The organism is Pseudomonas marincola (genome assembly GCF_900682675.2).
In the GTDB taxonomy this organism is placed as follows: Bacteria; Pseudomonadota; Gammaproteobacteria; order Pseudomonadales; family Pseudomonadaceae; genus Aquipseudomonas; species Aquipseudomonas marincola.
Genome location: NZ_LR215729.2, coordinates 333,248 through 359,385, shown reverse-complemented (window position 1 = coordinate 359,385; position 26,138 = coordinate 333,248). Strand labels below are relative to the sequence as shown.

Annotated in this window: 21 protein-coding genes; 16 read left to right on the top strand and 5 right to left on the bottom strand. The window is 58.4% G+C overall.

From position 1 onward, the window contains the following. Positions 1-306 precede the first annotated feature (306 nt). Complete coding sequence (locus tag PMYSY11_RS01465) at positions 307-1,620, bottom strand: ATP-binding protein (RefSeq protein ID WP_069902328.1); 1,314 nt, start codon at positions 1,618-1,620, stop codon at positions 307-309. A 93-nt stretch (positions 1,621-1,713) separates the two neighbouring features. Next, positions 1,714-2,448: an osmolarity response regulator transcription factor OmpR gene (gene ompR, locus PMYSY11_RS01460; protein WP_069902327.1), complete on the bottom strand. Its 735-nt coding sequence runs from the start codon at positions 2,446-2,448 to the stop codon at positions 1,714-1,716. A 226-nt stretch (positions 2,449-2,674) separates the two neighbouring features. On the opposite strand from ompR, the gene PMYSY11_RS01455 reads away from it, so the two are divergent. The 4 genes from PMYSY11_RS01455 to rmf all read left to right on the top strand — a co-directional run bounded on the left by PMYSY11_RS01455 (position 2,675) and on the right by rmf (position 7,584). Next, entirely contained in the window at positions 2,675-4,993 is a 2,319-nt protein-coding gene (locus tag PMYSY11_RS01455) for a Tex family protein (RefSeq protein ID WP_069902326.1), read from the top strand. Further along, positions 4,990-5,373 (top strand): PaaI family thioesterase, encoded by a 384-nt coding sequence (locus PMYSY11_RS01450; RefSeq protein WP_069902325.1) that lies wholly within the window; start codon positions 4,990-4,992, stop codon positions 5,371-5,373. Before PMYSY11_RS01455 ends, PMYSY11_RS01450 begins: the two co-directional genes overlap by 4 nt. A gap of 218 nt (positions 5,374-5,591) precedes the next feature. Further along, positions 5,592-7,148 carry a glutamate--cysteine ligase gene (gshA, locus tag PMYSY11_RS01445; RefSeq protein WP_420830075.1) on the top strand — a complete coding sequence of 519 codons (1,557 nt, stop codon included), beginning with the start codon at positions 5,592-5,594 and terminating at the stop codon, positions 7,146-7,148. A 229-nt stretch (positions 7,149-7,377) separates the two neighbouring features. Next, a complete protein-coding gene (rmf, locus tag PMYSY11_RS01440) occupies positions 7,378-7,584 on the top strand; it encodes a ribosome modulation factor (RefSeq protein WP_069902323.1) in 207 nt (68 codons plus the stop codon). A gap of 9 nt (positions 7,585-7,593) precedes the next feature. Here the strand turns inward: rmf and PMYSY11_RS01435 are convergent, their stop codons facing one another. Beyond that, positions 7,594-8,265 (bottom strand): TetR/AcrR family transcriptional regulator, encoded by a 672-nt coding sequence (locus tag PMYSY11_RS01435; protein ID WP_090515673.1) that lies wholly within the window; start codon positions 8,263-8,265, stop codon positions 7,594-7,596. Between the two features lie 258 nt (positions 8,266-8,523). Between PMYSY11_RS01435 and PMYSY11_RS01430 the strand changes: the two genes are divergently transcribed. From PMYSY11_RS01430 to ggt, 6 genes are all read left to right on the top strand, one after another. After that, a complete protein-coding gene (locus PMYSY11_RS01430) occupies positions 8,524-9,954 on the top strand; it encodes a coniferyl aldehyde dehydrogenase (RefSeq protein ID WP_069902321.1) in 1,431 nt (476 codons plus the stop codon). A gap of 65 nt (positions 9,955-10,019) precedes the next feature. After that, the gene (locus PMYSY11_RS01425; protein ID WP_150548118.1) at positions 10,020-10,565 is read left to right on the top strand and encodes a twin-arginine translocation pathway signal protein; all 546 of its coding nucleotides are present in this window, start codon (positions 10,020-10,022) and stop codon (positions 10,563-10,565) included. Between the two features lie 53 nt (positions 10,566-10,618). Next, positions 10,619-12,214, top strand: coding sequence for a GMC family oxidoreductase (locus PMYSY11_RS01420; protein ID WP_150548117.1), 1,596 nt, complete (start codon positions 10,619-10,621; stop codon positions 12,212-12,214). Positions 12,215-12,326: 112 nt separating this feature from the next. After that, on the top strand, positions 12,327-12,806 hold the full coding sequence (coaD, locus tag PMYSY11_RS01415; RefSeq protein WP_069902318.1) for a pantetheine-phosphate adenylyltransferase: 480 nt from the start codon (positions 12,327-12,329) through the stop codon (positions 12,804-12,806). A 141-nt stretch (positions 12,807-12,947) separates the two neighbouring features. After that, positions 12,948-13,199: a YfhL family 4Fe-4S dicluster ferredoxin gene (locus PMYSY11_RS01410; RefSeq protein WP_090515678.1), complete on the top strand. Its 252-nt coding sequence runs from the start codon at positions 12,948-12,950 to the stop codon at positions 13,197-13,199. 132 nt (positions 13,200-13,331) lie between these two features. Beyond that, positions 13,332-15,005, top strand: coding sequence for a gamma-glutamyltransferase (gene ggt, locus PMYSY11_RS01405; protein ID WP_239655522.1), 1,674 nt, complete (start codon positions 13,332-13,334; stop codon positions 15,003-15,005). 1,256 nt (positions 15,006-16,261) lie between these two features. On the opposite strand, the gene PMYSY11_RS01400 is transcribed toward ggt, so the two are convergent. Then, positions 16,262-16,609, bottom strand: coding sequence for a multidrug transporter (locus tag PMYSY11_RS01400; RefSeq protein ID WP_069902314.1), 348 nt, complete (start codon positions 16,607-16,609; stop codon positions 16,262-16,264). 173 nt (positions 16,610-16,782) lie between these two features. Further along, a complete protein-coding gene (gene mutM / locus PMYSY11_RS01395) occupies positions 16,783-17,595 on the bottom strand; it encodes a bifunctional DNA-formamidopyrimidine glycosylase/DNA-(apurinic or apyrimidinic site) lyase (RefSeq protein WP_150548115.1) in 813 nt (270 codons plus the stop codon). Between the two features lie 258 nt (positions 17,596-17,853). Here mutM and PMYSY11_RS01390 point away from each other — a divergent pair, with 258 nt between their 5' ends. The 6 genes from PMYSY11_RS01390 (at position 17,854) to ilvD (ending at position 26,033) form a co-directional block, all read left to right on the top strand. After that, positions 17,854-19,050 (top strand): class I SAM-dependent rRNA methyltransferase, encoded by a 1,197-nt coding sequence (locus tag PMYSY11_RS01390; RefSeq protein ID WP_090514230.1) that lies wholly within the window; start codon positions 17,854-17,856, stop codon positions 19,048-19,050. 365 nt (positions 19,051-19,415) lie between these two features. Next, positions 19,416-20,534, top strand: a complete 1,119-nt coding sequence (locus tag PMYSY11_RS01385) for an ABC transporter ATP-binding protein (protein ID WP_069902311.1) — start codon at positions 19,416-19,418, stop codon at positions 20,532-20,534. A 79-nt stretch (positions 20,535-20,613) separates the two neighbouring features. After that, the gene (locus tag PMYSY11_RS01380; RefSeq protein WP_090514236.1) at positions 20,614-21,687 is read left to right on the top strand and encodes an ABC transporter substrate-binding protein; all 1,074 of its coding nucleotides are present in this window, start codon (positions 20,614-20,616) and stop codon (positions 21,685-21,687) included. 99 nt (positions 21,688-21,786) lie between these two features. Then, a complete protein-coding gene (locus PMYSY11_RS01375; RefSeq protein ID WP_069902309.1) occupies positions 21,787-23,019 on the top strand; it encodes an ABC transporter permease in 1,233 nt (410 codons plus the stop codon). Positions 23,020-23,022: 3 nt separating this feature from the next. After that, a complete protein-coding gene (locus PMYSY11_RS01370; RefSeq protein WP_150548114.1) occupies positions 23,023-23,874 on the top strand; it encodes an ABC transporter permease in 852 nt (283 codons plus the stop codon). A 311-nt stretch (positions 23,875-24,185) separates the two neighbouring features. Then, a complete protein-coding gene (ilvD, locus tag PMYSY11_RS01365) occupies positions 24,186-26,033 on the top strand; it encodes a dihydroxy-acid dehydratase (RefSeq protein ID WP_069902307.1) in 1,848 nt (615 codons plus the stop codon). Positions 26,034-26,138 lie beyond the last annotated feature (105 nt).

Sequence of the window (26,138 nt, the reverse complement as noted above, 5' to 3'; positions counted from 1 at the left end):
GTATATCGTTCGCGATGGGTATTTGGCGTTGCGCATATTGTTATGACGGATTGCCCCGGCGGGGCTATCCATCCTCCGGCGTAATTCGACCCGATACCGTGGAGGATGGATAAACCGCAGGTTAATCCGTCATGACGGCATCATTGATACACAGGTTTGGCCGTTGATTGGTAAAAGGCATAAAGCGTTCGCGGGGGATATTTGGCGTTGCGTAGATCGCTATGACGGATTGCCCCGACGGGGCTATCCATCCTCCACATCCTCCGAATCCCCGGACGTAATCCGACTCGATAACGTACGGCCTGATTAAACCGCGTTACGCGGCAACAACAGGCCCAGCGGTAAGCAAACTCGGGCTTCCAGGCCGCCGCCGGAGCGATTGCGTAATTCGATACTGCCGCCGTGCAAGGCGGCGATGCGGGTTACGATCGCCAGCCCAAGCCCTGCGCCTTTGCCTCCACGCGCGCGGTCGCCACGGGTGAAGGGGTTGGTGATGCTGGCAAGCTCGGTCGGGTCGATGCCGACGCCACGATCAAGCACGCTGAGCACGATATACGGCGAATGGCTGTCACCTGTGACGTAGGCAGCCACCTCGACCGCATCCCCGCCGTAACGCAGCCCGTTCTCGATCAGGTTCACCAGCAATCGCTTTATCGACACGCGGCGCAGCAATACTTGCGGAACAGGCTCGAGGCACAGACGAACAACTTCTTGCTTCTGGTTATACGGCGCCACTACCTCGCGCACCAAATCCGGCAGGTCGATCTCTTCTTGCGGCTCATCACGGCCATCACGGATAAACGCCAGGAACTGATCGAGAATGTCGTCCATGTCCTCTATATCGCGGACCATGTCGTCGGTCAGTTCGGCATCATCGTTGAGCAATTCCAGGGCCAGACGCAGGCGCGTCAGCGGTGTGCGCAGGTCATGGGAGACACCGGCCAACATCAGTTCGCGTTCGCGGGCGGCCTGCTCGACATCTTCGGCCATCTGGTTGAATGCGCGATAGACTTCGGTCATCTCATTCGGCGTATCGCTTATCGGCAAGCGCACGCTGCGCCCTTCACCGATCTGCCGAGCAGCAAATACCAGGCGTTTTAATGGCGCATTAAGTTGGCGCACAAAAATCCAGGCCGCTGCGGTCGAAAGCAGACCAATACCCAGAAACCAGCCCAGCACGCTCCAGATCTGCTGACTGCGCAGCGGATGCGGATACAGCGGTACGCGAATCCAGTCCTCACCGAGTGTCGGGGCATGCACCCACAGCGCTGGCGGGCTCTTGGCGCGCACACGCACCTCGGTTTCCGGGCCTAGCTCGGTCTGCATCTGCCGTTGGAATATCTCACTGTAGGGCCAGTGTTCTTCGCTGGAGGGCACTGTCGAGCGTGGCACCCGCTTGAGGTCGGCGGCCTTGGCAATTATCTCGCGGTCTTCGGGGCGTGCGGCCCAATACGCGCGCAGGGTCAGTGCTGCACCGTGGCTGTACTGGCGGTCTACCAGCATGTCCTCGTGCATCATCAGATAAACCAGCGTCAGTGCTTTGGAAAACAGCACAACAACCAGCACCAGCAAAAGGGTGCGGCTAAAGAAGCTTTGAGGGAACCAGGCCGGCGTTTTCATTAATAACTACAGTATTGATCAGGCAGGTTGGGGCCGTGCGTGGCTCGGCAAGCTCATGGGCGCGCCCAAAGACGCGCCCCACCTACATTAGGTTTATTTGTTGCCGTCGGGCACAAACACATAGCCCACACCCCAGACGGTCTGGATGTAGCGCGGCTTGGAAGGGTCCGGCTCGATCAGGCGACGCAGACGCGAAATCTGTACGTCAATCGAACGCTCAAGTGCATCCCACTCACGGCCACGCGCCAGATTCATCAGCTTGTCACGCGTCAGCGGCTCACGTGCGTGCTGCACCAGTGCCTTGAGTACAGCAAATTCACCGGTGGTGAGCATGTGCACCTCACCGCCCTTCTTCAGTTCGCGCGTGGCCAGCGACAATTCGTACTCGCCAAAACTCACGCTTTGTTCTTCGCTGCCAGGCGCGCCGGGCACGACGGGTGCCTGACGACGCAATACAGCTTTGATCCGCGCCATCAATTCACGCGGGTTGAAGGGCTTGGCCAGATAATCATCTGCGCCGATCTCAAGCCCCTGAATACGGCTGGCTTCATCGCCTTTGGCGGTGAGCATGATGATCGGTACCTGGTTATTCGACTCTCGCAGCCGGCGGCAGGCAGACAAACCATCCTCACCCGGCAACATCAGGTCGAGCACGACCAGACTAAACAGTTCACGCGCGAGCAAGCGATCCATTTGCTCAACATTCTCGACAGCACGAACGCGAAAGCCCTGCTCTTCAAAGAAACGCTCAAGCAAGCGACGCAGACGTGCATCGTCATCGACTATAAGAATCTTCTCGCCTTCCACAGGGAGTGCATTGCTGCTCATTAAGTAGCTCCTCGGTATTGATTCCACAGAGGCTCAGGGCACTTTGTGGGCTCGAATCGGTCATTATGGCCTAGCCGCGGCCCCTAACCTATTAGGCATTGTTAGCAGATTTTTCCTCGAACGGTTCCCAGTGGGCTGCATGACGGTGTTTATAATGCCCGGCTTATGTGTCTGGCCCGTAGAAAGCGTGGCCGGTTTTTCGTTTTAGTGTGGGTAGATTTTTAATATGGATAGCATCAACAACCGCATCGCCGAAGAACTGGGCGTGCGCCCGCAGCAGGTTGCCGCAACTGTCGCCCTGTTGGATGAAGGCTCTACCGTGCCGTTCATCGCACGTTACCGTAAAGAAGTCACCGGCAACCTTGATGATACCCAACTGCGCCAACTTGAAGAGCGCCTGCGCTACATGCGCGAACTCGACGACCGCCGCGCCAGCATCCTTGCGAGCATTGAAGAGCAAGGCAAGCTGACCCCGGAACTGGCCCGCGAAATTAATCTCGCCGACACCAAGACCCGCCTCGAAGACCTTTACCTGCCGTACAAGCAAAAGCGCCGCACCAAGGGCCAGATCGCTCTGGAAGCAGGCCTTGGTGAACTGGCAGACGCTTTGTTCAACGACCCGACATTGGCCCCTGAAACCGAAGCTGCACGTTTTATCGACAGCGAAAAGGGCTTCGCCGACACCAAGGCTGTGCTCGAAGGTGCCAAGTACATTCTCATGGAGCGCTTTGCCGAAGACGCCACTCTGCTCAGCAGCCTGCGCAGCTTCATGACCGATCACGCAACGCTCAGCGCCCGCGTTGTCGCGGGTAAAGAAGCCGAAGGCGCCAAGTTCCGTGACTACTTCGAACACGACGAGAAATTCAAAGGCGCACCGTCGCACCGCGCACTGGCGATTTTCCGTGGCCGCAACGAAGGCATTCTCAGCTGCAGCCTCAAGGTTGGCGAAGAAGCGCTCGGCACCATGCACCCTTGCGAAGTAATGATTGCTGAACGTTTCGGCATCTCCAATCAGGGCCGCGCCGCCGACAAATGGCTGGCCGAAGTGGTGCGCTGGACCTGGAAGGTCAAACTTTACACCCACCTCGAAACCGATCTGTTCAGCGAGTTGCGTGAAAAAGCCGAAGACGAAGCTATTTCGGTATTCGCCCGCAACCTCAACGACCTGCTGCTTGCCGCACCGGCTGGCCCACGCGCCACACTCGGTCTCGATCCGGGCCTGCGCACCGGCTGCAAAGTGGCCGTGGTCGATGCCACCGGCAAAGTGCTCGACACCGCCACCGTGTACCCGCACGCCCCGAAAAACCAGTGGGATCAGACCATCGCTGTGCTGGCCGCCCTGTGCGCCAAGCACTCGGTTGACCTCATCGCCATCGGCAACGGCACTGCCAGCCGCGAGACCGACAAACTGGCTATCGAGCTGATCAAGAAATACCCAGCCCTGAAGATGACCAAAATCATGGTCTCCGAAGCCGGCGCCTCGGTGTACTCGGCCTCGGAACTGGCCGCCAAGGAATTCCCGGACCTCGATGTATCGCTGCGCGGCGCGGTGTCTATCGCACGTCGCCTGCAAGATCCGCTGGCAGAACTGGTGAAGATCGACCCGAAATCAATCGGTGTCGGCCAATACCAGCACGACGTTTCACAACTGAAACTGGCGCGCAGCCTCGACGCTGTAGTTGAGGATTGCGTAAACGCCGTTGGGGTCGACGTGAACACTGCATCCAGCGCCCTGCTCGCGCGTATTTCCGGCCTGAACAGCACACTGGCGCAAAACATCGTTACTCACCGTGATGCCAACGGCGCCTTCAAGACCCGCGACGAGCTGAAGAAGGTTTCGCGTCTGGGCGAGAAAACCTTCGAGCAAGCCGCAGGCTTCCTGCGCGTGATGAACGGTGACAATCCGCTGGATGCCTCGGCCGTTCACCCCGAGACTTATCCACTGGTTAAACGTATTGCGCAGGACACTCAGCGCGATATTCGCTCGCTGATTGGCGATGCCAGCTTCCTTAAGCGCCTCGATCCCAAGCAGTTCACCGACGAGAAATTCGGCCTGCTGACCATCAGTGACATCCTCCAAGAGCTTGAAAAGCCCGGTCGTGACCCGCGTCCGGAGTTCAAGACGGCCGAATTCCAGGAAGGCGTTGAAACCCTCAAGGATCTGGAACTGGGGATGATTCTTGAGGGCGTGGTCACCAACGTGACCAACTTCGGCGCGTTTGTGGATATCGGCGTGCATCAGGACGGTCTGGTGCATATCTCCGCACTGTCCGAGAAGTTCATCAAGGACCCGCACGAAGCGGTCAAAGCCGGTGAAGTGGTCAAGGTCAAAGTGATGGAAGTGGATATCCCGCGTAACCGCATTGCCCTGACCATGCGCATGAGCGACACGCCCGGCGAGAAAGTTGAAGGCCCACGCGGTGGCGGCAACCGTGGCAATGGCCAACGCCCTGCCGCGGCCAAGACGCACCAACCCGCAGCGGCGCCGAGCAACAACGCCATGGCTTCGTTGTTCGCCAATGCCAAGCAGTTGAAAAAGAAATGAGCCTGGATGCCGCGTTTGCCGCGAGCGCTTACAGCCGGCATCTGGGAATCGAGCCGCTGCACATCGAAAATGGCGAGGCGCGCGTGCGTCTCGCCCTCACCGACGAGCTGCGCAACCGCCATCAGAAACTTCACGGTGGCGCGTTGTTCTCGCTGGTCGACATAGCCATGGGGCTGGCGTGCTCCAGCTCGCATGGCTTCGATAACCAAAGCGTCACCATTGAATGCAAGATCAATTACATTCGCGCCGTGGCCGAAGGTGAGGTGATCTGCACCGCCAAGGTACTGCACGCCGGACGCCGGACTTTGGTCGTGGAGGCCGATGTAATGCAAGGCGAAAATCTTGTCGCCAAGGCACAAGGGACTTTCGCCTGCGTATAAGTTTGCTGAGCTAAACTCGGTTAAAACACGCTGGAACCGAAACAAATAACGCGACCCACAAGGCGTCAAAGCCAGTAACGCCGCAGGTGTCGCATATGCTTTCCAACCAAATGGCCATTGACGGCTACTCGCCCCTTGCAGACCCTGATGTCCACCCCCATATAGGGGCGAACGATGCGTGAAGGAATTTTACCTTGAGCGAACAGCTAACCAGCCGCATGGCACTGCTTGGCCAGCCAGCCAACCTTTCACTGCTTACTCAGTGCCTGCATGGCATCGAGCGCGAATGCTTGCGAGTAGACAGCGATGGCCAGTTGGCCCTGACGCCGCATCCGCGCGCGCTGGGCTCGGCGCTAACCAATGCACAGATCACCACCGACTATTCAGAGTCGTTGCTGGAGTTCATCACTCCGGCGCTGGCCGATCCGGCGCAAACTTTGGAAAACCTCGAGCTGACCCACCGTTTCGTCTACAGCAAACTGGCGGACGAATACCTGTGGAGCCCGTCGATGCCCTGCGCGTTGCCGGACGAGGAGCAGATTCCAATCGCCCGCTACGGCGACTCCAATATCGGCAAGCTCAAGTATGTGTATCGCAACGGTCTGGCCCTGCGTTATGGCAAGACCATGCAATGCATTGCCGGCATTCACTACAACTTCTCGTTGCCCGATGCGCTGTGGAAGTTGCTGCAGGCTGAAGAAGGCGATCAGCAAAGCGCGCTCGACTATCAGTCGGCCAGCTACATTGCGATGATCCGCAACTTCCGCCGCTACAGCTGGCTGCTGATGTATTTGTTCGGCGCCTCGCCGGCACTCGACGTCGGCTTTATGCGCGGCCGCCCGCACAAGCTGCAGATGCTCGACGAAAACACGCTGTATTTGCCCTACGCGACCAGCCTGCGGATGAGCGATCTGGGCTACCAGAGCAGCGCGCAATCCGAGCTGACGCCTTGCTACAACGACCTTGCCAGCTACATCGACAGCTTGCGCCAGGCCGTCGGCACGCCGTATCCGCCGTATGTCGAAATCGGCACACGCAAGGACGGTGAATGGCTGCAACTGAACAGCAATATCCTGCAAATCGAAAACGAGTACTACTCAAGCATTCGCCCCAAGCGCGTGACCGATTCGGGCGAGCGGCCAATTCAGGCCCTTAATTCGCGCGGTGTGCAGTACATCGAAGTGCGCTGCCTGGACATCAACCCGATGCTGCCTTTGGGCATCGACCTGACCGAGTCGCGTTTCCTCGACGCCTTCCTGTTGTTCTGCGCCCTGCAGGACAGCCCGCAGCTTGAGCGTGGCGAGTGCCATGCCAGCACCGAGAACTTCCTTAAGGTGGTCAAGGAAGGTCGCCGCCCGAACCTGCATCTGCAGCGTATCGACGGCCCGATCACCTTGCAGGCATGGGCCAGTGAATTGCTTGGCAAGATCCAGCAAAGTGCCGAGCTGCTCGACCGCAGCCACGGCGGCACCGCGCATGTGACGGCACTGCAAGCGCAGCAAGCAAAAGTTGACGACGTCAGCCTGACGCCATCGGCTCAGGTTCTGGCGCAATTGCAGAAAGGCGAAAGCTTCACCCAGTTCGCCCTGCGCCAAAGCAAACTGCACGCTGAATACTTCCGCAGCCAGCCACTGAGCGCCGAGCAGTTGAGTGAGATGGAAGCGTCAGCTACCCGCTCACTTGAGGAACAAGCCGCTATCGAGGCGCAGGACGAAGAAGACTTCGACACCTTCGTTGCCGCTTATCAGGCCAGCATCCTCGCGTCTGACAACTAACAGGCCCGCCATGCCCAACCCTGCTGGAATGCTTGATCTGGCAACTGATTCAAGCATTTCGGCGGGCCGTTACAACGACAACGCGCATGACCATTTGTCCTGTGGATAACTCCGCATATCGCTGAAATTTGTCGAAACAGTGGTGCCCATCACAATTGCACAAGTGCGTGCAGTTACGGGGCGAAATCACCGCTAGCATGCTCTGCAGAAGCACACCAAGAGCAGCCTCATGTCATCAGACAACCATTCAAAAAACACGCAGGACTGGAGCCTGGAAAGCCTCAATAAGGCTTACCAACAGGGCTACATGGCCGGGCTTGCATGCCGGCGCAATCCTGCCCAGATACCGACGGAGGAAGTTGTTCTGGCCGCGTGGGAAGCAGGCTGGGATGACGGCCAGACGCAGTATCAGTTAATCAAACAACGCACCGCCTGAGCCCTGGGTTCAGGCGACTGGATGACTGTGCAGATCCAGCTGGACGTACAAACTGTCGTAAATCTCTCGCGCCGCTTCCTGCCATTGCGGTGCAACGTAGCCATCCTCTAACGCCATCACCTGAAACACACCACGCCGCAGCAACTGCTCATCAAGCTCAGTGGTTGGCTTCATGGCAGTGCACAGAAAGCGCACCCACGAGGTCAGCACAATCCAGCTGTTGAGGGTCAGCGCCTCGATTTGCAGGGGAGTCATCAACAGAATCCCTGCATCGACAAAGCCCTGAAAAATCTGCATGGCATGGTGCAGACAACGTTTGGCAAATACCTGATAGCGCTCAGCCAGTTGCGCGTCACTCTCCAGCAAATGCTCGAGATCACGGTGCAAGAAACGGAACTGCCACATGGCCGCCAGCAGGCGCTCCATATAAACGGCCTTATCCTCGATAACCACCGGACGCTCTTCAGGCAGCCGCAAAAACTGGTCGACCTGCGCCTCATAACGCTGCATCAGCTCGGCAATTACCGCCTGCTTGTTGCGAAAGTGGTAATACAGATTGCCCGGCGAAATCCCCATATGCGCGGCGATATGGTTGGTGGTGACATTACGCTCGCCTTGGGTGTTGAACAGCTCAAGGCTGGCTTGAATGATCCGTTCGCGGGTTTTTACTTGAGGCGCCATACGCTGATCAGTCCAGATACAAAAAACACAGACGGGAAGAAGTCCGGGCCGGGGAAAATACACGCAGATAACCGGCTCGGGCTAGTACGGTGCCCATAAATCAGACTCATGGCAGGCCATAGCGCTTAACCATCCGGTCACAGAAAAAAGCCCGCCCATTGACACTTTAGAGTAATTGCTCTAAAAAATCATCAAGCCCTTTCCGAAGATCGACTGCCAAGTGCATGCCGGTCTTCACCGCTCACCGAGGATGAGTCAATGGTTGCCGATGTCGCTTATATCCAACAAAGCCAAGAACAGATAAACCAGCTTGAAGTCACCTTTGCGCAACAACGGCAGGCCTTCAATGGCCTGCCCATGCCATCCGCCGAGCAGCGTATTCAATGGCTTGGCGCCCTCAAGCAATTGATCCTCGATGAGCAGGACGCCCTTTGTGCGGCGATCAGCACCGACTTCAGCAATCGCTCAACCAGCGAGACCATGCTGGCCGAGATCATGCCAAGCCTGCATGGCATCACCTATGCCACCAAGCGCATCAAGAAGTGGATGAAGCCGTCCAAGCGCAGCGTCGGGATGCATTTCATGCCCGCCTCCGCCAAGGTGGTTTATCAGCCATTGGGTGTGGTCGGCGTGATCGTGCCGTGGAACTATCCGCTGTTTCTGGCGATTGGCCCGCTGGTTGGCGCGCTGTCGGCCGGTAACCGGGTCATGATCAAAATGAGCGAGTCGACCCCGGCCACCTCGCAGCTGGTCAAAGACCTGCTCGCGCGTATTTTCCCCGAAGATTTGGTCAGCGTGGCACTGGGCGAGGCCGAAGTCGGCATGGCTTTCTCCAAGCTGCCGTTCGATCATTTGCTGTTCACCGGCGCCACCAGCATCGGCAAACACGTAATGCGCGCAGCCGCTGAAAACCTGACTCCGGTAACCCTTGAGCTGGGCGGCAAGTCGCCTGCAATCGTTTCTGCCGATGTTCCTCTGAGCGACGCGGCCGAGCGCATCGCCTTCGGTAAAACCGTAAACGCCGGCCAGACCTGCGTGGCACCAGACTATGTGTTAGTGCCCAAGGATCGTGTCGATGGCTTCGTCGAGGCCTATCGCGCCGTGGTGCAGAAGTTCTACCCGAACCTCAAGGACAACCCCGACTACACCGCGATCATCAACGAGCGCCAGTTGCAGCGTCTGAATGGCTACGTGACCGACGCAGAAAGCAAAGGCGCCAAGGTTATTCCGCTTTATCCGGAAGGCCAGGGCCGCCGGATGCCGGCCACCGTGCTGCTCAATGTCAACGATGAAATGAAGGTCATGCAGGACGAAATCTTCGGCCCGCTGCTGCCTATCGTGCCGTACGATCGTCTCGAAGATGCGTTCAAATACATCAATGAGCGTCCGCGTCCGCTGGCGCTGTATTACTTCGGCTACGACAAGTCGGAGCAGGAGCGTGTGCTCGAGCAAACTCACTCTGGCGGCGCCTGCATCAACGACACGCTGCTGCACGTGGCGCAGGATGATATGCCGTTCGGCGGCATCGGCCCTTCCGGCATGGGCCATTACCATGCTCACGAAGGCTTCCTGACCTTCAGTAAGGCCAAGGGTGTGTTCATCAAGCAGCGCTTCAACGCGGCCAAGTTCATCTACCCGCCATACGGCACCGCCGTGCAGAAACTCATCCACAAAATGTTCGTTCGTTAAACGTAAAAACCCGCCCCGGCCAACATGTCGGGGCGGGCCAAGCGACTGCTACGGTGCTAATAAAAATGACAGACACCTCGAACACCCTGCCTGATCTTTCTCGACGTAATCTGCTCAAAGTCGGCGTGATGGGCTCAGCCTTTCTGGCCACGGCCGGCGTCACCGCAACGCTCAGCGGCTGCTCCGCCAGCAAGCCGGGCACGGGCATGCAAGCCCTGCGCGACACTGACCTGCCCATGCTCAGCGCGGTTATTCCGGCGATTCTTGCCGGCGCCGTAGCACCAGAAAAAATGCCCGCGGCGATCAAGGGCACACTGAGCAGCATTGACGCCTCCCTCGCTCATCTGTCTCCCGAACTGCTGAAAATGACCCTGCAACTGTTCGACCTGTTGAGCATGGGCATTACCCGTGGCCCGCTGACAGGCATCTGGGGCAGCTGGCAGAAGTCCTCGACTGAGGACGTAAACGCGTTCCTGCTGCGTTGGCAGAACAGCAGTCTGGCAATGCTCAACATGGGTTATGGCTCATTGGTGCAACTGGTACAAATGAGCTGGTATGGGCGCAAAGAGTCCTGGGCGCATTGCGGCTATCCGGGCCCCCCCACCGTATAACCGCCGAAACACGCACACTAAAAAACATAAGAATTTGCGGAGAGCTGTCTCTAATGCCTGTGCCAGATATTTTTGCCGAGGGCCTCGCCAGCGGCTGGAAAACCTACGACGGTTCGCGCCTGGAAAAAGACCTGACCCTTGAGGCCGACATTGCCATTGTTGGCTCCGGCGCAGGCGGCGGCACCAGCGCCGAAATCCTCAGCGCAGCCGGCTACAAGGTGTTGCTGATCGAAGAAGGCCCGCTGAAAACCAGCAGCGATTTCAAAATGAGCGAGCCCGAGGCTTACAGCACCTTGTATCAGGAAGGTGTCGGGCGCATGAGTAAAGACGGCGCAGTCATCATCATGCAAGGTCGGGCTGTGGGCGGCACGACGCTGGTCAACTGGACTTCAAGCTTCCGTACGCCGACGCCAACCCTCGAACACTGGGCCAAGGAGCACGGCGTCAAAGGCCACAGCGAAGCCGAAATGGCGCCTTGGTTCGAGCAGATGGAACAGCGCCTTGGGGTTGCGCCGTGGGCAGTCCCGCCGAACGCCAACAATGATGTGATTCGCCTTGGTTGCGACAAACTTGATTACCACTGGAAAGTCATCCCGCGAAACGTGCGCGGTTGCTGGAACCTCGGTTATTGCGGCATGGGCTGTCCGACCAATGCCAAGCAGTCGATGCTGGTCACCACCATTCCGGGCATGCTCAAAAATGGCGGCGAGTTGCTCTACCTGGCCCGTGCCGAACGCCTGACCTTCGACGGTGATGCGGTTTCCGGCATCGAATGCGTGGGCATGGATGAACGCTGCGTAGCGTCCAATGGCCGCAAAATTCGGGTCAAGGCCAAGCACTACATTCTTGCCGGTGGCGGCATCAACACGCCGGGGTTGCTGCTGCGCTCCAAGGCTCCAGACCCGCACTCCCGCACCGGCAAACGCACCTTCCTGCATGTGGTGAATTTCTCGGCAGCGCTGTTTGACCGAGTGATCAATCCGTTTTATGGCGCGCCGCAATCCATCTACTCCGATCACTTCCAATGGAATGACGGCGCCGCTGGTCAGCAGTCATACAAACTGGAAGTACCGCCCATGCAACCGGCGCTCACTGCGACGCTGCTGGGTGGCTTCGGCACTGAAAGCGCCGTGCGCATGGAAAGCTTGCCGCACACCAACCTGATGCTGGCGCTGATGCGCGACGGTTTCCATCCGCAGAGCGCCGAAGGCACGGTCGAGTTGCGCGACGACGGCAGCCCGACCGTTGACTACCGCATGACCAAATACACCTTCGACGGAATTCGCCGCGCGTATGAAGCCATGGCCGAAATTCAATTTGCGGCTGGCGCGCAAAGCGTGATGCCGGCGCACATCGATGCCCGCCACGTAAAAACCATGGCTGAGGCTAAAAGCATGATTGACGGCCTAAGCATGGAAATTTACCGGGCGAAGCTGGGTTCTGCTCACGTCATGGGTGGCTGCGCCATGGGCGAAGACCCGAAGCAAGCCGTCACTGACAGCCTGGGACGCCATCATCAGCTGACTAACTTGTCGATTCACGACGGCTCGCTATTTCCCACCAGCATTGGCGCCAACCCACAACTTTCGGTATACGGGCTCACCGCCAAACTCTCTACACTGCTGGCTCAGCGCCTGAAAAGGGCCTGATTTCACTCAAGTAGGCGGCAGTCAATTTACCCGCTGACTGCCGTCCGACTTGGCCGCTGCTTACTGCTGCGCTAACATCCGAGTCCCAAACGGACACCGCCAGGACGTCACGATGAATCGAGTGCTATACCCAGGCACGTTCGACCCTATCACCAAGGGCCATGGTGATCTGGTTGAGCGCGCGTCTCGCCTGTTCGACAGCGTGATTATCGCGGTCGCTGCAAGCCCCAAGAAGAACCCACTGTTCCCTCTGGAGCAACGCGTCGCGTTGGCGAAGGAAGTCACCAGCCATCTGCCCAATGTTGAAGTCGTAGGCTTCTCATCGTTGCTGGCCCACTTCGCCAAAGAACAGGGTGCCAATGTATTTTTGCGCGGTTTGCGTGCGGTGTCGGACTTCGAATACGAGTTCCAACTGGCCAACATGAACCGCCAGCTTGCACCGAACGTCGAGAGCCTGTTCCTCACACCGTCGGAAAAATACTCGTTTATCTCCTCAACGCTGGTGCGTGAAATTGCAGCCTTGGGCGGCGACATTTCCAAGTTTGTGCACCCGGCCGTGGCCGCTGCGCTGACCGAACGCTTCAAGCAATAAGCCGCGCACGTCCCCCAGTCTTGGCGCATCACGCGCCAAGTGCTGCGGTGCGCATGGCACTGTGCGCAACAATCCGGCACAATTCACCGATACTGGCTTGATTGTGCCGCGACGGATCGTCCCGGCAGGAGTGTTAACTGCATGTCCCTGATTATCACTGACGACTGCATCAACTGCGACGTCTGCGAACCTGAGTGTCCCAATGCTGCAATCTCTCAAGGCGAAGAGATTTATGTCATTGATCCCAACCTGTGCACCGAATGCGTCGGCCATTACGATGAGCCGCAGTGCCAGCAAGTGTGCCCGGTAGACTGCATCCCGCTCGACGAGAACAATGTCGAGAGCAAAGATGAGTTGATGGAAAAGTACCTGATCATCACTGGCAAAGCCTGACCGCTAAAGCGAATCGACTTCGCCTGCGGCGATCAAAGCCCAACATGTGGATGGTTTATTCTGACTAAACCCCACCCGAGATCAGGCTTTGGCCTAGTCTGAAACGGAGCGCGCCGCCCCCGGATGAAGACCATGAATCTGCAACGCCTGCTACCCGCCCTGCTGCTTTTCGCTGCTGCCTGCCTCTCGGCAGCCGAGCAACCCGGTCGTGCGGCAATAGCCAGCGCTCATCCTGCGGCTACAGTCGCCGGCGAAGAAACCCTGGCCCTTGGCGGCAACGCCTTTGACGCTGCCGTCGCCATCAGCGCCGCGCTGGCAGTGGCCGAGCCGTACAGCTCAGGTTTGGGCGGTGGCGGCTTCTACCTGCTACGCAAAGCAGGCGACAAGCCCGATTACCGGTTTATCGATGCACGCGAACGCGCGCCTATGGCAGCGAATATCGACCTGTATCGGCGCGACGGTAAAGTGCAGCCTGAACTCTCGCTGAATGGCGCGCTGGCTGCCGCAATTCCGGGCTTACCGGCCGCATTGGTGCACCTGGCCGAAAAGTACGGCCGCCTGCCACTGCGCGATTCACTGGCCCCAGCTATTCGGCTGGCGCGTGATGGCGTGTCCTACGACCGCGTATACCTTGAGCGGGCCGGATGGCGCCTTGCGGCCATGCGCGACGACCCCGAAACGGCGCGTATCTTCCTCGACAGAGGCAACCTGCCGCCGCAGCTGGGACTGCTCCGCCAACCCGACCTGGCGCTGACGCTTGAGCGATTGGCGCGCGACGGCAAAGCCGGGTTCTATTCCGGCGAGACCGCGCAACTGCTGGTCAATGGCGTGCGCAACGCAGGCGGCATCTGGACGCTGGGCGACCTAGCCAACTACAAAATCGTCGAGCGCCAACCGATCCACGTGATCCTCAACGATGGCCGTCACCTGATCAGCGCGCCACCGCCGTCAGCCGGCGGCATTGCCATCGCCCAAAGCCTGGGCATGCTCCAACAGCTGCCTTGGCGCGAAGCCGATCCGGTGCAGCGCACGCATTTTGTAGTCGAGGCGCTTCGCCGCGCGTATCACGATCGTAGCTTGCTCGGCGATCCGGACTTCATCAAAAATCCGGTTCGCGAACTGCTCGACCCTGCGTATCTGCATACGCTGACACAAAGCATAGACCCCCAGCGCGCCACCCCAAGCTCAAGCCTGCCGCCCGCCGGAAAACTGCATGAAGGCAACCACACCACCCACTTCTCGGTACTCGATGCCGAAGGCAACGCAGTGGCCGCCACGCTCTCGATCAACCTGCCCTTCGGCGCCGCATTCACGCCCAAAGGCAGCGGCGTCTTGCTCAATGATGAAATGGACGACTTCGCCGCCGACGTTCAAGGCTCAAACGCCTACGGCCTAACAGGCAGCAGCGCCAACGCCATCGCCGCCGGCAAACGCCCACTGTCGAGCATGAGCCCGACCTTCATCGAAAGCCCCGGCGAATTCGCCAGCTTCGGCACCCCGGGCGGCAGCCGAATCCCGAGCATGGTGCTGCTCTCGGTGCTGCAATACCTGGACGACCAACCCATCGAACGCTGGCCCAGCGTAGCGCGCTATCACCACCAATACCTGCCGGACGTGATCGAACACGAACCGAGCACATTCAGCCCCGCGCAAATCAGCGCCCTGCAAGCTCGCGGCTACCAACTCAAAGCCCTCACCCGCCAATACGGCAACCAACAAGTGCTCTACTGGAACAAAACCGACCACCGCGTAGAAGCCGCCAGCGACCCCCGCGGCGTTGGCACCTCAGCCGTCGGCTCAAAGTAACCCCCGCCATGACGGAAGCCGCGATGCGGATTCCATCCTCCGACGAAACGGTATCCCGAGACTCACACATAACCGGAGGATGGATAGCGGCGCAAAGCAACGCAATCCGTCAGGCAATGTACGCAACGCCATCAACGCCAGATTGATAAACAAGCCCACCATCAAGCAACCAGCACCAACATCCAAAGCCGATCACCAAAAGCCCAAAATCAACAATCCCCAACCAATCACATCCAGCCCAGACACCACCAAACGCCCCATTCCAGTAGGCCAAATGCAATCGTTGCGCAGTGGGTCGAGCCGCAGGGATGCGGCGAGAGTTGCGTTGGGCCAAGGACGGCCCATCACGACGTGCCCACGGAGCAACGATGAAATGCGGGAAGCCGAGCAAAGCGAGGCCCAATGGAGGGGCAAGTCTTTTTGGTTAGCTTGGGGGACGCGCGTAGCAGACGTATGCCAAAAGTAACTCGCCGTAAGGGCGAAAAGGTGACGCAAGAACAATACAAATTCAGGCTTAGCGCCAGCGTTCAAAAACCACAACCCAATCAAAAGCAGACCGCGCACAGCAGGCCATCCGCCATGTCGGAAGCCGCGATGCGGATTCCAACCTCCGCATTAACCGCGTGAGTCGAGGGAGATGGATTCGCCACATAAACTGCACGGGTCGTGGAGGATGGATTAGCCGCCGCGCGGCGTAATCCGTCATGGCGTTGCATTAGGGGAATACATAAACCGGAGCATGAAAAATAATCTGCCATCGATCAAAAGCAGACAGCGTCAGCGGGAAATAAGCCATGTCGGAAGCCGCGATGCGGATTCCAACCTCCGCATTAACCGCGTGAGTCGAGGGGGATGGGTTCGCCACATAAACTGCGCGGGTCGTGGAGGATGGATTAGCCGCCACGCGGCGTAATCCGTCATGGCGTTGCATTAGGGGAACACACAAACCGGAACATGAAAATAATCTGCCATCGATCAAAAGCAGACAGCGTCAGCGGGAAATAAGCCATGTCGGAAGCCGCGATGCGGATTCCAACCTCCGTATAAACCGCGTTAGTCGAGGGGATGGATTCGCCACATAAACCGCGTGAGTCGTGGAGGATGGATTAGCCGCCACGCGGCATAATCCGTCATGGAGGAAACCACGACGCGAATTTCATCCGCCAGCAGAAAGCCGTATACATCTGCCTAAATGCAATCCAACAAAAAACCCACAGCGCATAGCGCGGTGGGTTTTTTGTGCAGCCGGCTGATAATCAGTCGTTATCGTAACCTTTGTAACCAACAGTCGTGCAGCCCAGGCAACGCTGGAATGCAGCCTGACCCGGCTCTTGAATCAACGACTGAGCCGCCTCATCAATATTACCGCCCAGCGCACTAAACGGCAGAGTCACAACAAACACAGCTGCACCAACCACTGTTGCCGCGATCAGCAACGGACGAGCGATCAGCAGGTCGCCGATCATCGAATAACCTTTAGGCGCATTGGCGGTGTAGATCGGATCGCCACTGGCATTTTGCTGTTCCATTTCGGCCATCACCGGCATAGCCAGCATGCTTGCGATAAGGGCGAAAATAACAGCAGTTGAACGAAACAATTTCATGTGACGATCCTTCAGAGATGCGGGTCTGTTGCCTTAACTATAACAGCGCTGAGTGAATTGTCAGCGTGACAGACTTCAATCCCAGCGCAAATCATGACTGGCAACTGGCTATTAAAGCGCTACCAGCCCATTTAATGGCCAAAAAGCGCTGTCAGCTGCTAAGCGCGAGCCCTTCAGCGCTGGCAACGTGGGCAGTAAACACTCGCCCGCTGACCCAGTTTGATTTCGCGCAAGGTACTGCCACAGACCTTGCAGAACTCGCCGCCGCGACCATAAGCAAACAACTCCTGCTGGAAATAGCCAGGCTTGCCGTCGCCGCCAATAAAGTCGCGCAATGTGGTGCCGCCGCGCTCGATTGCATGGGCAAGGATGCGTTTAATCTCGATCGCGAGTTTGATGTAGCGCGCCTTGGAAATTGTCCCAGCCTCGCGCCGGGGATCAATTCCGGCGGCGAACAACGCCTCGGTTGCGTAAATATTGCCGACGCCGACCACCACCGCGTTATCCATGATGAACGGCTTAACCGCCATTGAACGTCCGCGAGACATCTCGTACAGGCGCTCGCCTGCAAACGTCTCGGTCAATGGTTCCGGGCCCAGCTTGCTGAGCAACACATGCTCATGCGGCGTATTGCTCCAGAGCAGTGCACCAAAACGCCGAGGGTCGGTGTACCGCAGCGCCATGCCCGATTCCAACTCAATGTCGACATGCTCATGCTTGGCCGCCGGAGTCCCGCAGGGCACCACCCGCAGGTTGCCAGACATGCCCAGATGGCTGATCAGGCTGCCGGTTTCGAGCTTGATCAACAGGTACTTGGCGCGTCGCTCAACGCTCTCGATAAGTTGCCCGGACACGACAATATCGAGGTCGTCGGGAATCGGCCAACGCAGTCGGCGGTCGCGCACAATCACACGCCTGATGCGCTGCCCTTCAAGGTGCGGAGCAATCCCGCGGCGGGTGGTTTCGACTTCAGGTAATTCGGGCATAGCACGCCAATCCGGTTAACAACTCAGCAGCGAATATTCACACTATCAGCCGCTGAAAACCATCCTTTGCAGACGCCGGACAGGATGCGGCCAATGCCGCAAACGACCATCCGTCCGGGCAACTTCTCGGCTTGCCCACAATCATTCGGCCTTTGACGCCTGTTTTTCGGCCTCTGCGGTCATGTTCAGGGCCTCCCGGCACGGGTCAAATCGTTGCCCACTGCGCTATAATCTCGCTCTTTTTCTGGAGAATCCCCAATGTCCCTGCCCAGCCTGCGCCTGAAAGCCAATGCCGACCGACGCCTGCGCGCCGGCCACCTTTGGGTTTACAGCAACGAGATCGATGTCGCCGCCACGCCGCTGAACGGTTTTTCCAGTGGTGATCAGGCCATTCTGGAAGCCGCCGGTGGCAAGCCGCTGGGGATTGTCGCGCTGAGCCCGAACAACCTCATCTGCGCTCGTTTGCTGTCGCGTGACGTCAAGCATGTGCTGGATAAGTCACTGCTGGTTCACCGCATCAATGTGGCCGCGAGCCTGCGTGACCGCCTGTTCGACAAGCCGTGCTATCGCCTGATTTACGGTGACTCCGACCTGTTGCCGGGCCTGGTTGTAGACCGTTTCTTCGACATTCTGGTCGTGCAACTGGCCTCCGCCACCATGGAGCGCCACAAGGACGACGTGATCGCCGCGCTGGTTCAGGTACTCAAACCTACAGGCATCCTGTTCAAGAACGATTCGGCTGCACGCGACGCCGAAGGCCTTGAGCGTTATGTCGACACCGTATTCGGCGTTGTGCCGGAGTGGGTCGCACTGGAAGAGAACGGCGTGAAGTTTGAAGCGCCCGTGATCGAAGGCCAGAAAACCGGCTGGTTCTACGACCACCGCATGAACCGCGCCCGTCTTGCACCTTATGTAAAAGGCAAGCGCGTACTCGACCTGTTCAGCTACATCGGCGGCTGGGGCGTGCAAGCGGCGGCTTTTGGCGCGAGCGAAGTCATGTGCGTGGACGCCTCGGCTTTCGCCCTCGACGGTGTTGAGCGCAACGCCACCCTTAACGGTCTGGCGGAAAAACTGGTATGCGTTGAAGGCGATGCCTTTGCCGCGCTGAAGGAACTGAAATCCGGTGAAGAGCGTTTCGATGTGGTGATTGTTGATCCGCCCGCATTCATCAAGCGCAAAAAAGACATGAAGAACGGTGAAGCCGCTTACCGTCGCCTTAACGAGCAAGCCATGCGCCTGCTCAACAAAGACGGCATTTTGGTCAGCGCTTCATGCTCCATGCACCTGCCGGAAGATGACCTGCAAAATATTCTGCTGACCAGCGCCCGCCACCTCGACCGCAACATCCAGTTGCTTGAGCGCGGCGCGCAAGGGCCGGATCATCCGGTGCATCCGGCGATTGCCGAAACGCGCTACATCAAGAGCCTGACCTGCCGCCTGCTGCCAAACAGCTAAGGCGCATCCCGCCTCACGGTTGTAGCTCTGAACAGGGGCTACAACCGCATTACATCCCCCCGCCTGCACCTGCGTTTCATGCACCAGCATTGAGCATTAACGACACTTTCCTCCCCCGTTAATGGCCCAAACTGTTACCTGTTTCTACATACATACTGGCGTTATGCCTCGTGCCGACTAGCCTTAACGGTAACGCAGCGCTCAAGACCGTTTACGCATTTGGCTTGGCGTAGTAATTGCACTGATCTAATTAATAACAGCAGATCGCAGGTCAGATGTCAGACCGCTTTGCGCTACTGCTGACGCCAATGTCAGGTCTTGGCCACAAGCCGGGATTTGCTTTTGCTTCAATGCTAGGGAGATGTATGGCTGATCCGGTTGGGGACAAACCGTTCCTGCAATTCACCAACGTTAAAAAGACCTATGACCACAAGTCGCTGGTGGTCAAAGACTTCAACCTAGATGTAGCCAAGGGCGAATTCATTACCCTGCTTGGCCCTTCCGGCTCGGGCAAGACCACCTGCCTGATGATGCTCGCCGGTTTCGAAGATGTAACCAGTGGCGAAATTCTCATCAACGGCCGCTCGGTCACCAGCATCGCACCGTACCAGCGCAACATCGGCATGGTGTTCCAGCAGTACGCTCTGTTCCCGCACATGACGCTACGCGAAAACCTTGCCTACCCGCTCAAGGTGCGCAAGATGGCCAAGGACGAAATCAACGCCAAGGTCGATGAATACCTCACGCTGGTTGAACTGCAGGCCTTTGGCAACCGGCATCCGGGTCAACTCTCCGGTGGTCAGCGCCAGCGTGTCGCACTGGCCCGCGCGCTGATATTTGCCCCCGACATCGTGCTGATGGACGAGCCGCTCGGCGCACTCGACAAAAAGCTTCGCGAGCAAATGCAGTTCGAGATCAAACGCCTGCACGACCAACTCGGCTTCACCGTCATCTACGTCACCCACGACCAGACCGAAGCGCTGACCATGTCGGACCGGATTGCCGTATTCAACAACGGCATCGTCCAGCAATGCGCCGCGCCGCACGTGCTCTATGAACGCCCGGCGAATCTGTTCGTGGCCGACTTCATCGGCGAGAGCAACAAGATCATGGGCACCATTGCCGAGGTCGGTGACGAGACCGTTACCGTGCGCCTGGCAGATGGGGCTGAGGTCAGCAGCCTCAAGGCCAACTGCACCGAGATTGGCGCGCCGACGACGATCTCGGTACGCCCGGAAAAGCTCACCTTCACCGACCGTCTTGGCGGCGCCTGTAATCAAATCAAGGCGCGTTTTGTGGCTCGCCACTATGTCGGTGAATACATTCGCTATCAGTTCGAAACCGCCGACGGTTCGGAGCTGGTGGTAAAGAACCTGAACGACAGTTCAGCCCCGCAATTCAGCGCCCAAGAAGAAGTCGCTCTGGCCTGGCTTGCGCAAGACAGTCAGGCGCTGGACCGGCCTGCACCGCAGAAAACCACTTGAGTTGAACAAGCAACCCGGTAATTCCTGACGCAGTATTTTCATGGATTACACACATAAAAATAGGCAATGGAGCACTGCAATGGCTAGATCACTGAGCACCAGCATATCCACTTTCGCCCTGACGGCGGCCTTGGGCCTGGCGTCGGTTGGCGCGCACGCCGAAGACAGTTTGACCGTAGTGTCTTGGGGCGGTGCATATGGCGCAGCTCAAAAGCTGCACATGATTGATCCGTTCCAGAAAGATACCGGCACCAAAGTGCTGTTCGAGGATTACTCGGGCGGCGTGGCTGAAATGAAGGCGCAGGTTGAGTCCGGCAATATCCAGTGGGATGTCGTCGACGTCGAGGTAATCGACCTTGAGCGCGCCTGCTCCGAAGGCCTGCTGGAAACGATCCCGCGTGACATTCTGCCCGCAGGCGTAGACGGCACCCCAGCCGAGCAAGACTTCATCCCGGATGCACTGTCGAGCGAGTGCGCGATCGGCAACATCGTCTGGTCCGTGGTGTATGCCTACAACGAAAAAACCATCGGCGACACCAAGGCTGCTGGCATTGGCGACTTCTTCGACACGGCCAAGATCCCGGGCAAACGCGCCATGCGCAAACGTCCGCAAGTAAACATGGAATGGGCACTGCTGGCTGACGGCGTAGCACCGAAAGAAGTCTACGAAGTGCTGGCCACGCCTGAAGGTCAGGAACGCGCGTTCAAGAAACTCGACACCATCAAGAAAGACATCGTCTGGTTCGACTCCTGGTCGCAGGCTCCACAGTTGCTCAACGATGGCGGCGCAGTTCTGGTGCAGTCGGCTAACGGTCGCTTCTACGATTCGATCCGTAAAGAAGGCAAGCCATTCGTGATCGTCTGGGACGGCCACGTTTATGACCTCGACGCCTGGGCTGTGCTGAAAGGCTCACCGAAGAAGGATCTGGCCTTCAAATTCATCGCCTACGCCACTCAGTCCAAGCCATTGGCTGGCATGAGCGATGTTGCCTACGGCCCGACCCGCAAGTCTTCTGCACCGATGATGGACCCGGCAGCAGCGCCGCACCTGCCAACTGCGCACCTCGACGCGGGCATCCGCGCAGGCTCGGAGTTCTGGGCGGACTACGGCGAGTCGCTGGGTGAAAAATTCAACGAATGGCTGCTCAAGTAACAGCCTGACCTGCAATCAGCCGGGCGCATTATCCGGCTGATTGCAGCACCCGCCGCTGTATCGACTCAACCGCCTTGCACCGTGTTTGGAAGCCGCTAAATGTCATCGTTATCCACCACCGAAGCCCGACAGGCCGCTAGCGCTCAGCGCAAGAAACGCATCACTGCGTTTATGTTCGTTGTGCCGCTGTTGGTGTTTATCCTGCTGACGTTTGTCGCGCCCATCGCCAGCATGCTCTGGCGCAGTGTGCATCACCCGACTGTCGCCGAACTGATTCCCGAAACCCTCGCGGCACTGGAAAACTGGGATGGCAAAGCCACTCCCGATCAGCAAACCCTGCAAATTTTTGCCGTTGAGCTCAACGGGCTGGCCAAAGAACGCCTGTCCGGCAAGCTGGCCGAAGAGTTCAACCGCGCGTATACCGGTATGTCCAGCGTGGTTAAGTCCACCGCGCGCAAGGTCGGCAAGCTCAAGGGCGACGACCTGACAACCAAGGGTGCGGCCACCGTGCTGGCCGCCAACCCCAAGTGGCAACGCACCGACCTCTGGTATGCGGTTAAACGTGCTGGCGCCGAATACACCTACGACTATTACCTCACCGCGCTGGACCTTGAGCTCAATCCCGAGAAAGGCATTCAGGTGCGTGAAGAGACGCAGATCTACCTGCAGCTCTACAGCAAGACGCTGACCATGGCGCTGGTGATTACCCTGCTCTGCGCCGCGCTCGGCTATCCGCTGTCGTATTACCTTGCCGGCCTCTCCGAGAACCGCGCCAACCTGCTTCTGGTGCTGGTATTGCTGCCGTTCTGGACTTCACTATTGGTGCGCACCACCGCGTGGATTGCACTGCTGCAAACCAACGGCGTGATCAACTCGTTCCTGATGGGCGTCGGGTTGACCAACGAGCCATTCGAGATGCTCTACACCTCGTTTGCCACAGTGGTGGCGATGACCCACATTCTGCTGCCGTTCATGATTCTGCCGCTGTACAGCGTGATGCGCGGCATCGACCCCAGCTATATGCGCGCCGCGATGTCGCTGGGTGACAAGCCGATTCCGGCGTTTGCGAAAATCTACTTCCCGATGACACTGCCCGGCCTCAGCGCTGGCGCCTTGCTGGTCTTCATCATCTCGGTGGGTTACTACATCACCCCGGCGCTGGTCGGCGGCACCGACGGCCAGATGATCAGCAACATCATCGCCTTCCACATGCAGCGCTCGAACAACTGGGAACTGGCCGCCGCACTGGGCTCGTTACTGCTCGCGCTGATTCTGTTGCTCTACTGGCTGTACGACCGTTTCGTCGGCGCCAGCAATATCAAGTTGGGTTAAACAATGGCCAAGGCTCCCGCGTATTTTGGTTTTTGGTATCGCCTCGGCACATGGCTGCTGAAGAGCACCTCGTGGTTGGTGCTGTTCTTTCTGATCATGCCGATTCTGGTGATTATTCCGCTGTCGTTTAACGTCGAACCGTTTTTCAGCTTCACCAAAGGCATGCTTACGTTTCAGCCAGAAGCCTATTCAATGCGCTGGTACAGCGCGATTTTCAGTGATCCAAAGTGGCTGCTGGCAATCAAGAACAGCTTCTTCATCGGCATCTGCGCCACCATTATCGCCACAGCATTGGGCACCTGCGCAGCCGTGGGACTGGCGCGTGATGACATGCCGGCGCGGCGCTTGATTACCGCGTTGCTGTTATCGCCGATGATCGTTCCGCTGATCATCACCGCCGCTGGCATGTTCTTCTTCTATTCAGATCTGGGCCTGGCCGGTAACTACCTCGGGGTGATTCTGGCCCACGCCGCCCTCGGCACACCGTTCGTGATCATCACGGTAACCGCCACGCTGGCTGGCTTTGACTACTCGCTGGTGCGCGCCGGGCTTAACCTTGGCGCACGGCCGGTGCGGGTGTTCTGGGACATCATCATGCCGCTGATTCGCCCCGGCGTTATTTCCGGCGCACTGTTTGCCTTTATCACTTCGTTCGATGAAGTGGTGGTGATTCTGTTCATGGCCGGGCCGCAACAACGCACCATTCCACGGCAGATGTTCTCGGGGCTGCGCGAACAGATCAATCCGAGCATTCTGGCGATTGCGACGCTGCTGATCATTCTCTCGATCATCATGCTGGTGACCATTGAACTGCTGCGCCGCCGCTCCGCGCGCTTGCGCGGAGTCGAGGCCTGATCAAGCGAGCTGTGCACCGGCAGAGCAATTTTGCCGGTGCGCAGCCGCCCGTAAGTCGCCACAACCCTTTCGCCCAACCGCCTGCTGGGATTAGAATCTGAGGTCTCCTGCCACACCTCGGCGGAGCTGGTCGTCACGCGCTCACCCTGCGCCACCCACGACCTCAGACCAACACCGGAAATTTCCGTTTGCTTTGGGCCTGAACCCGGCTCACCCTACGTATATGAGGGCGCTTGTAAAAACCACTGCGTTACCCGCAACAGTTGTTTTTACAGGCTCCCGCCAACCGATATTTGCTGCAGGAACCCGTCATGCCTGATTACCGCTCGAAAACCTCCACCCACGGCCGCAACATGGCTGGCGCCCGTGCCCTTTGGCGTGCCACTGGCATGAAGGACGAGGATTTCAAGAAGCCAATTATTGCCATCGCCAACTCGTTCACCCAGTTCGTGCCCGGCCACGTGCACCTCAAAGACATGGGCCAACTGGTCGCCCGCGAGATCGAAAAAGCCGGCGGCGTGGCGAAAGAATTCAACACCATCGCAGTCGATGACGGCATCGCCATGGGCCACGACGGCATGCTGTATTCGCTGCCGAGCCGCGAGATAATCGCCGACTCCGTGGAATACATGGTCAACGCTCACTGCGCCGACGCCATCGTGTGCATCTCCAACTGCGACAAGATCACCCCCGGCATGTTGATGGCTGCCTTGCGCCTGAACATCCCGGTGGTATTTGTTTCTGGCGGCCCAATGGAAGCCGGTAAAACCAAGCTGGCCAGCCACGGTCTCGACTTGGTCGACGCAATGGTCATCGCCGCTGACGAAAGTGCATCGGACGAGAAAGTGGCCGAATACGAGCGCAGCGCCTGCCCGACTTGCGGCAGCTGCTCGGGCATGTTCACCGCCAACTCGATGAACTGCCTGATGGAAGCGCTGGGTCTGGCCTTGCCGGGCAACGGCTCGACGCTGGCCACCCACGCCGACCGCGAACAACTGTTCCTGCGCGCTGGCCGCCTGGCTGTTGAGCTATGCCAGCGTTACTACGCAGAGAACGACGCCTCGGTACTGCCGCGCAACATCGCCAACTTCAAGGCGTTCGAGAACGCCATGAGTCTGGACATCGCCATGGGCGGTTCGACCAACACCATTCTGCACCTGCTGGCAGCGGCGCAAGAAGGCGAAGTGGCCTTCGACCTGCGCGACATCGATCGCCTGTCCCGCAAGATTCCGCAGCTGTGCAAAGTGGCGCCGAACATCCAGAAGTACCACATGGAAGACGTTCACCGTGCAGGCGGGATCTTCTCGATCCTCGGTTCGCTGGCCCGTGGCGGCTTGCTGCACACCGACGTATCGACCATCCACAGCCCGAGCATGGCTGAGGCGATTGCCGAGTGGGACATCACTCAGACTCAGGACGAAGCCGTACACACCTTCTTCCGCGCCGGCCCTGCCGGTATCCCGACGCAGACTGCATTCAGCCAGTCGACGCGCTGGGACACCGTCGATGACGACCGTGAAAACGGCTGCATCCGCAGCGTTGAACACGCATACTCGCAAGAAGGCGGCCTGGCCGTGCTTTACGGCAACATCGCCCTCGACGGCTGCGTGGTCAAAACCGCAGGCGTAGACGAGTCGATCCACGTGTTTGAAGGCAGCGCCAAGATTTTCGAAAGCCAGGACAGCGCCGTCAGGGGCATCCTCAATGACGAAATCAAAGAAGGCGATATCGTCATCATCCGCTACGAAGGCCCGAAAGGCGGCCCTGGTATGCAGGAAATGCTCTACCCAACCAGCTACCTGAAATCCAAAGGTCTGGGTAAAGCCTGCGCCTTGCTCACCGACGGTCGTTTCTCCGGCGGCACCTCCGGCCTGTCAATCGGCCACGCCTCGCCAGAGGCCGCTGCTGGCGGCGCCATTGGGCTGGTGCAGGAAGGCGACAAGATCCTCATCGATATCCACAAACGCAGCATCAACTTGCTGATCAGTGATGAAGAACTGGCTGCACGCCGTGTCGAGCAAGATAAAAAAGGCTGGAAGCCAGTCGAGCATCGCCCACGCAAAGTAACCACCGCGCTCAAGGCCTATGCCCTGCTCGCCACCAGCGCCGACAAAGGTGCGGTACGCGACAAAGCATTGCTGGAAAAACTGGTGCCGTAACAGCCCGCTGTAATGGGATTCCGTCCTCCAGTTAAGCTGGAGGACGGAACATCCAGCTTGCCGGGTTTCCCGTCATGGCAATCCCCCGCCTGACCTCCAGTCAGT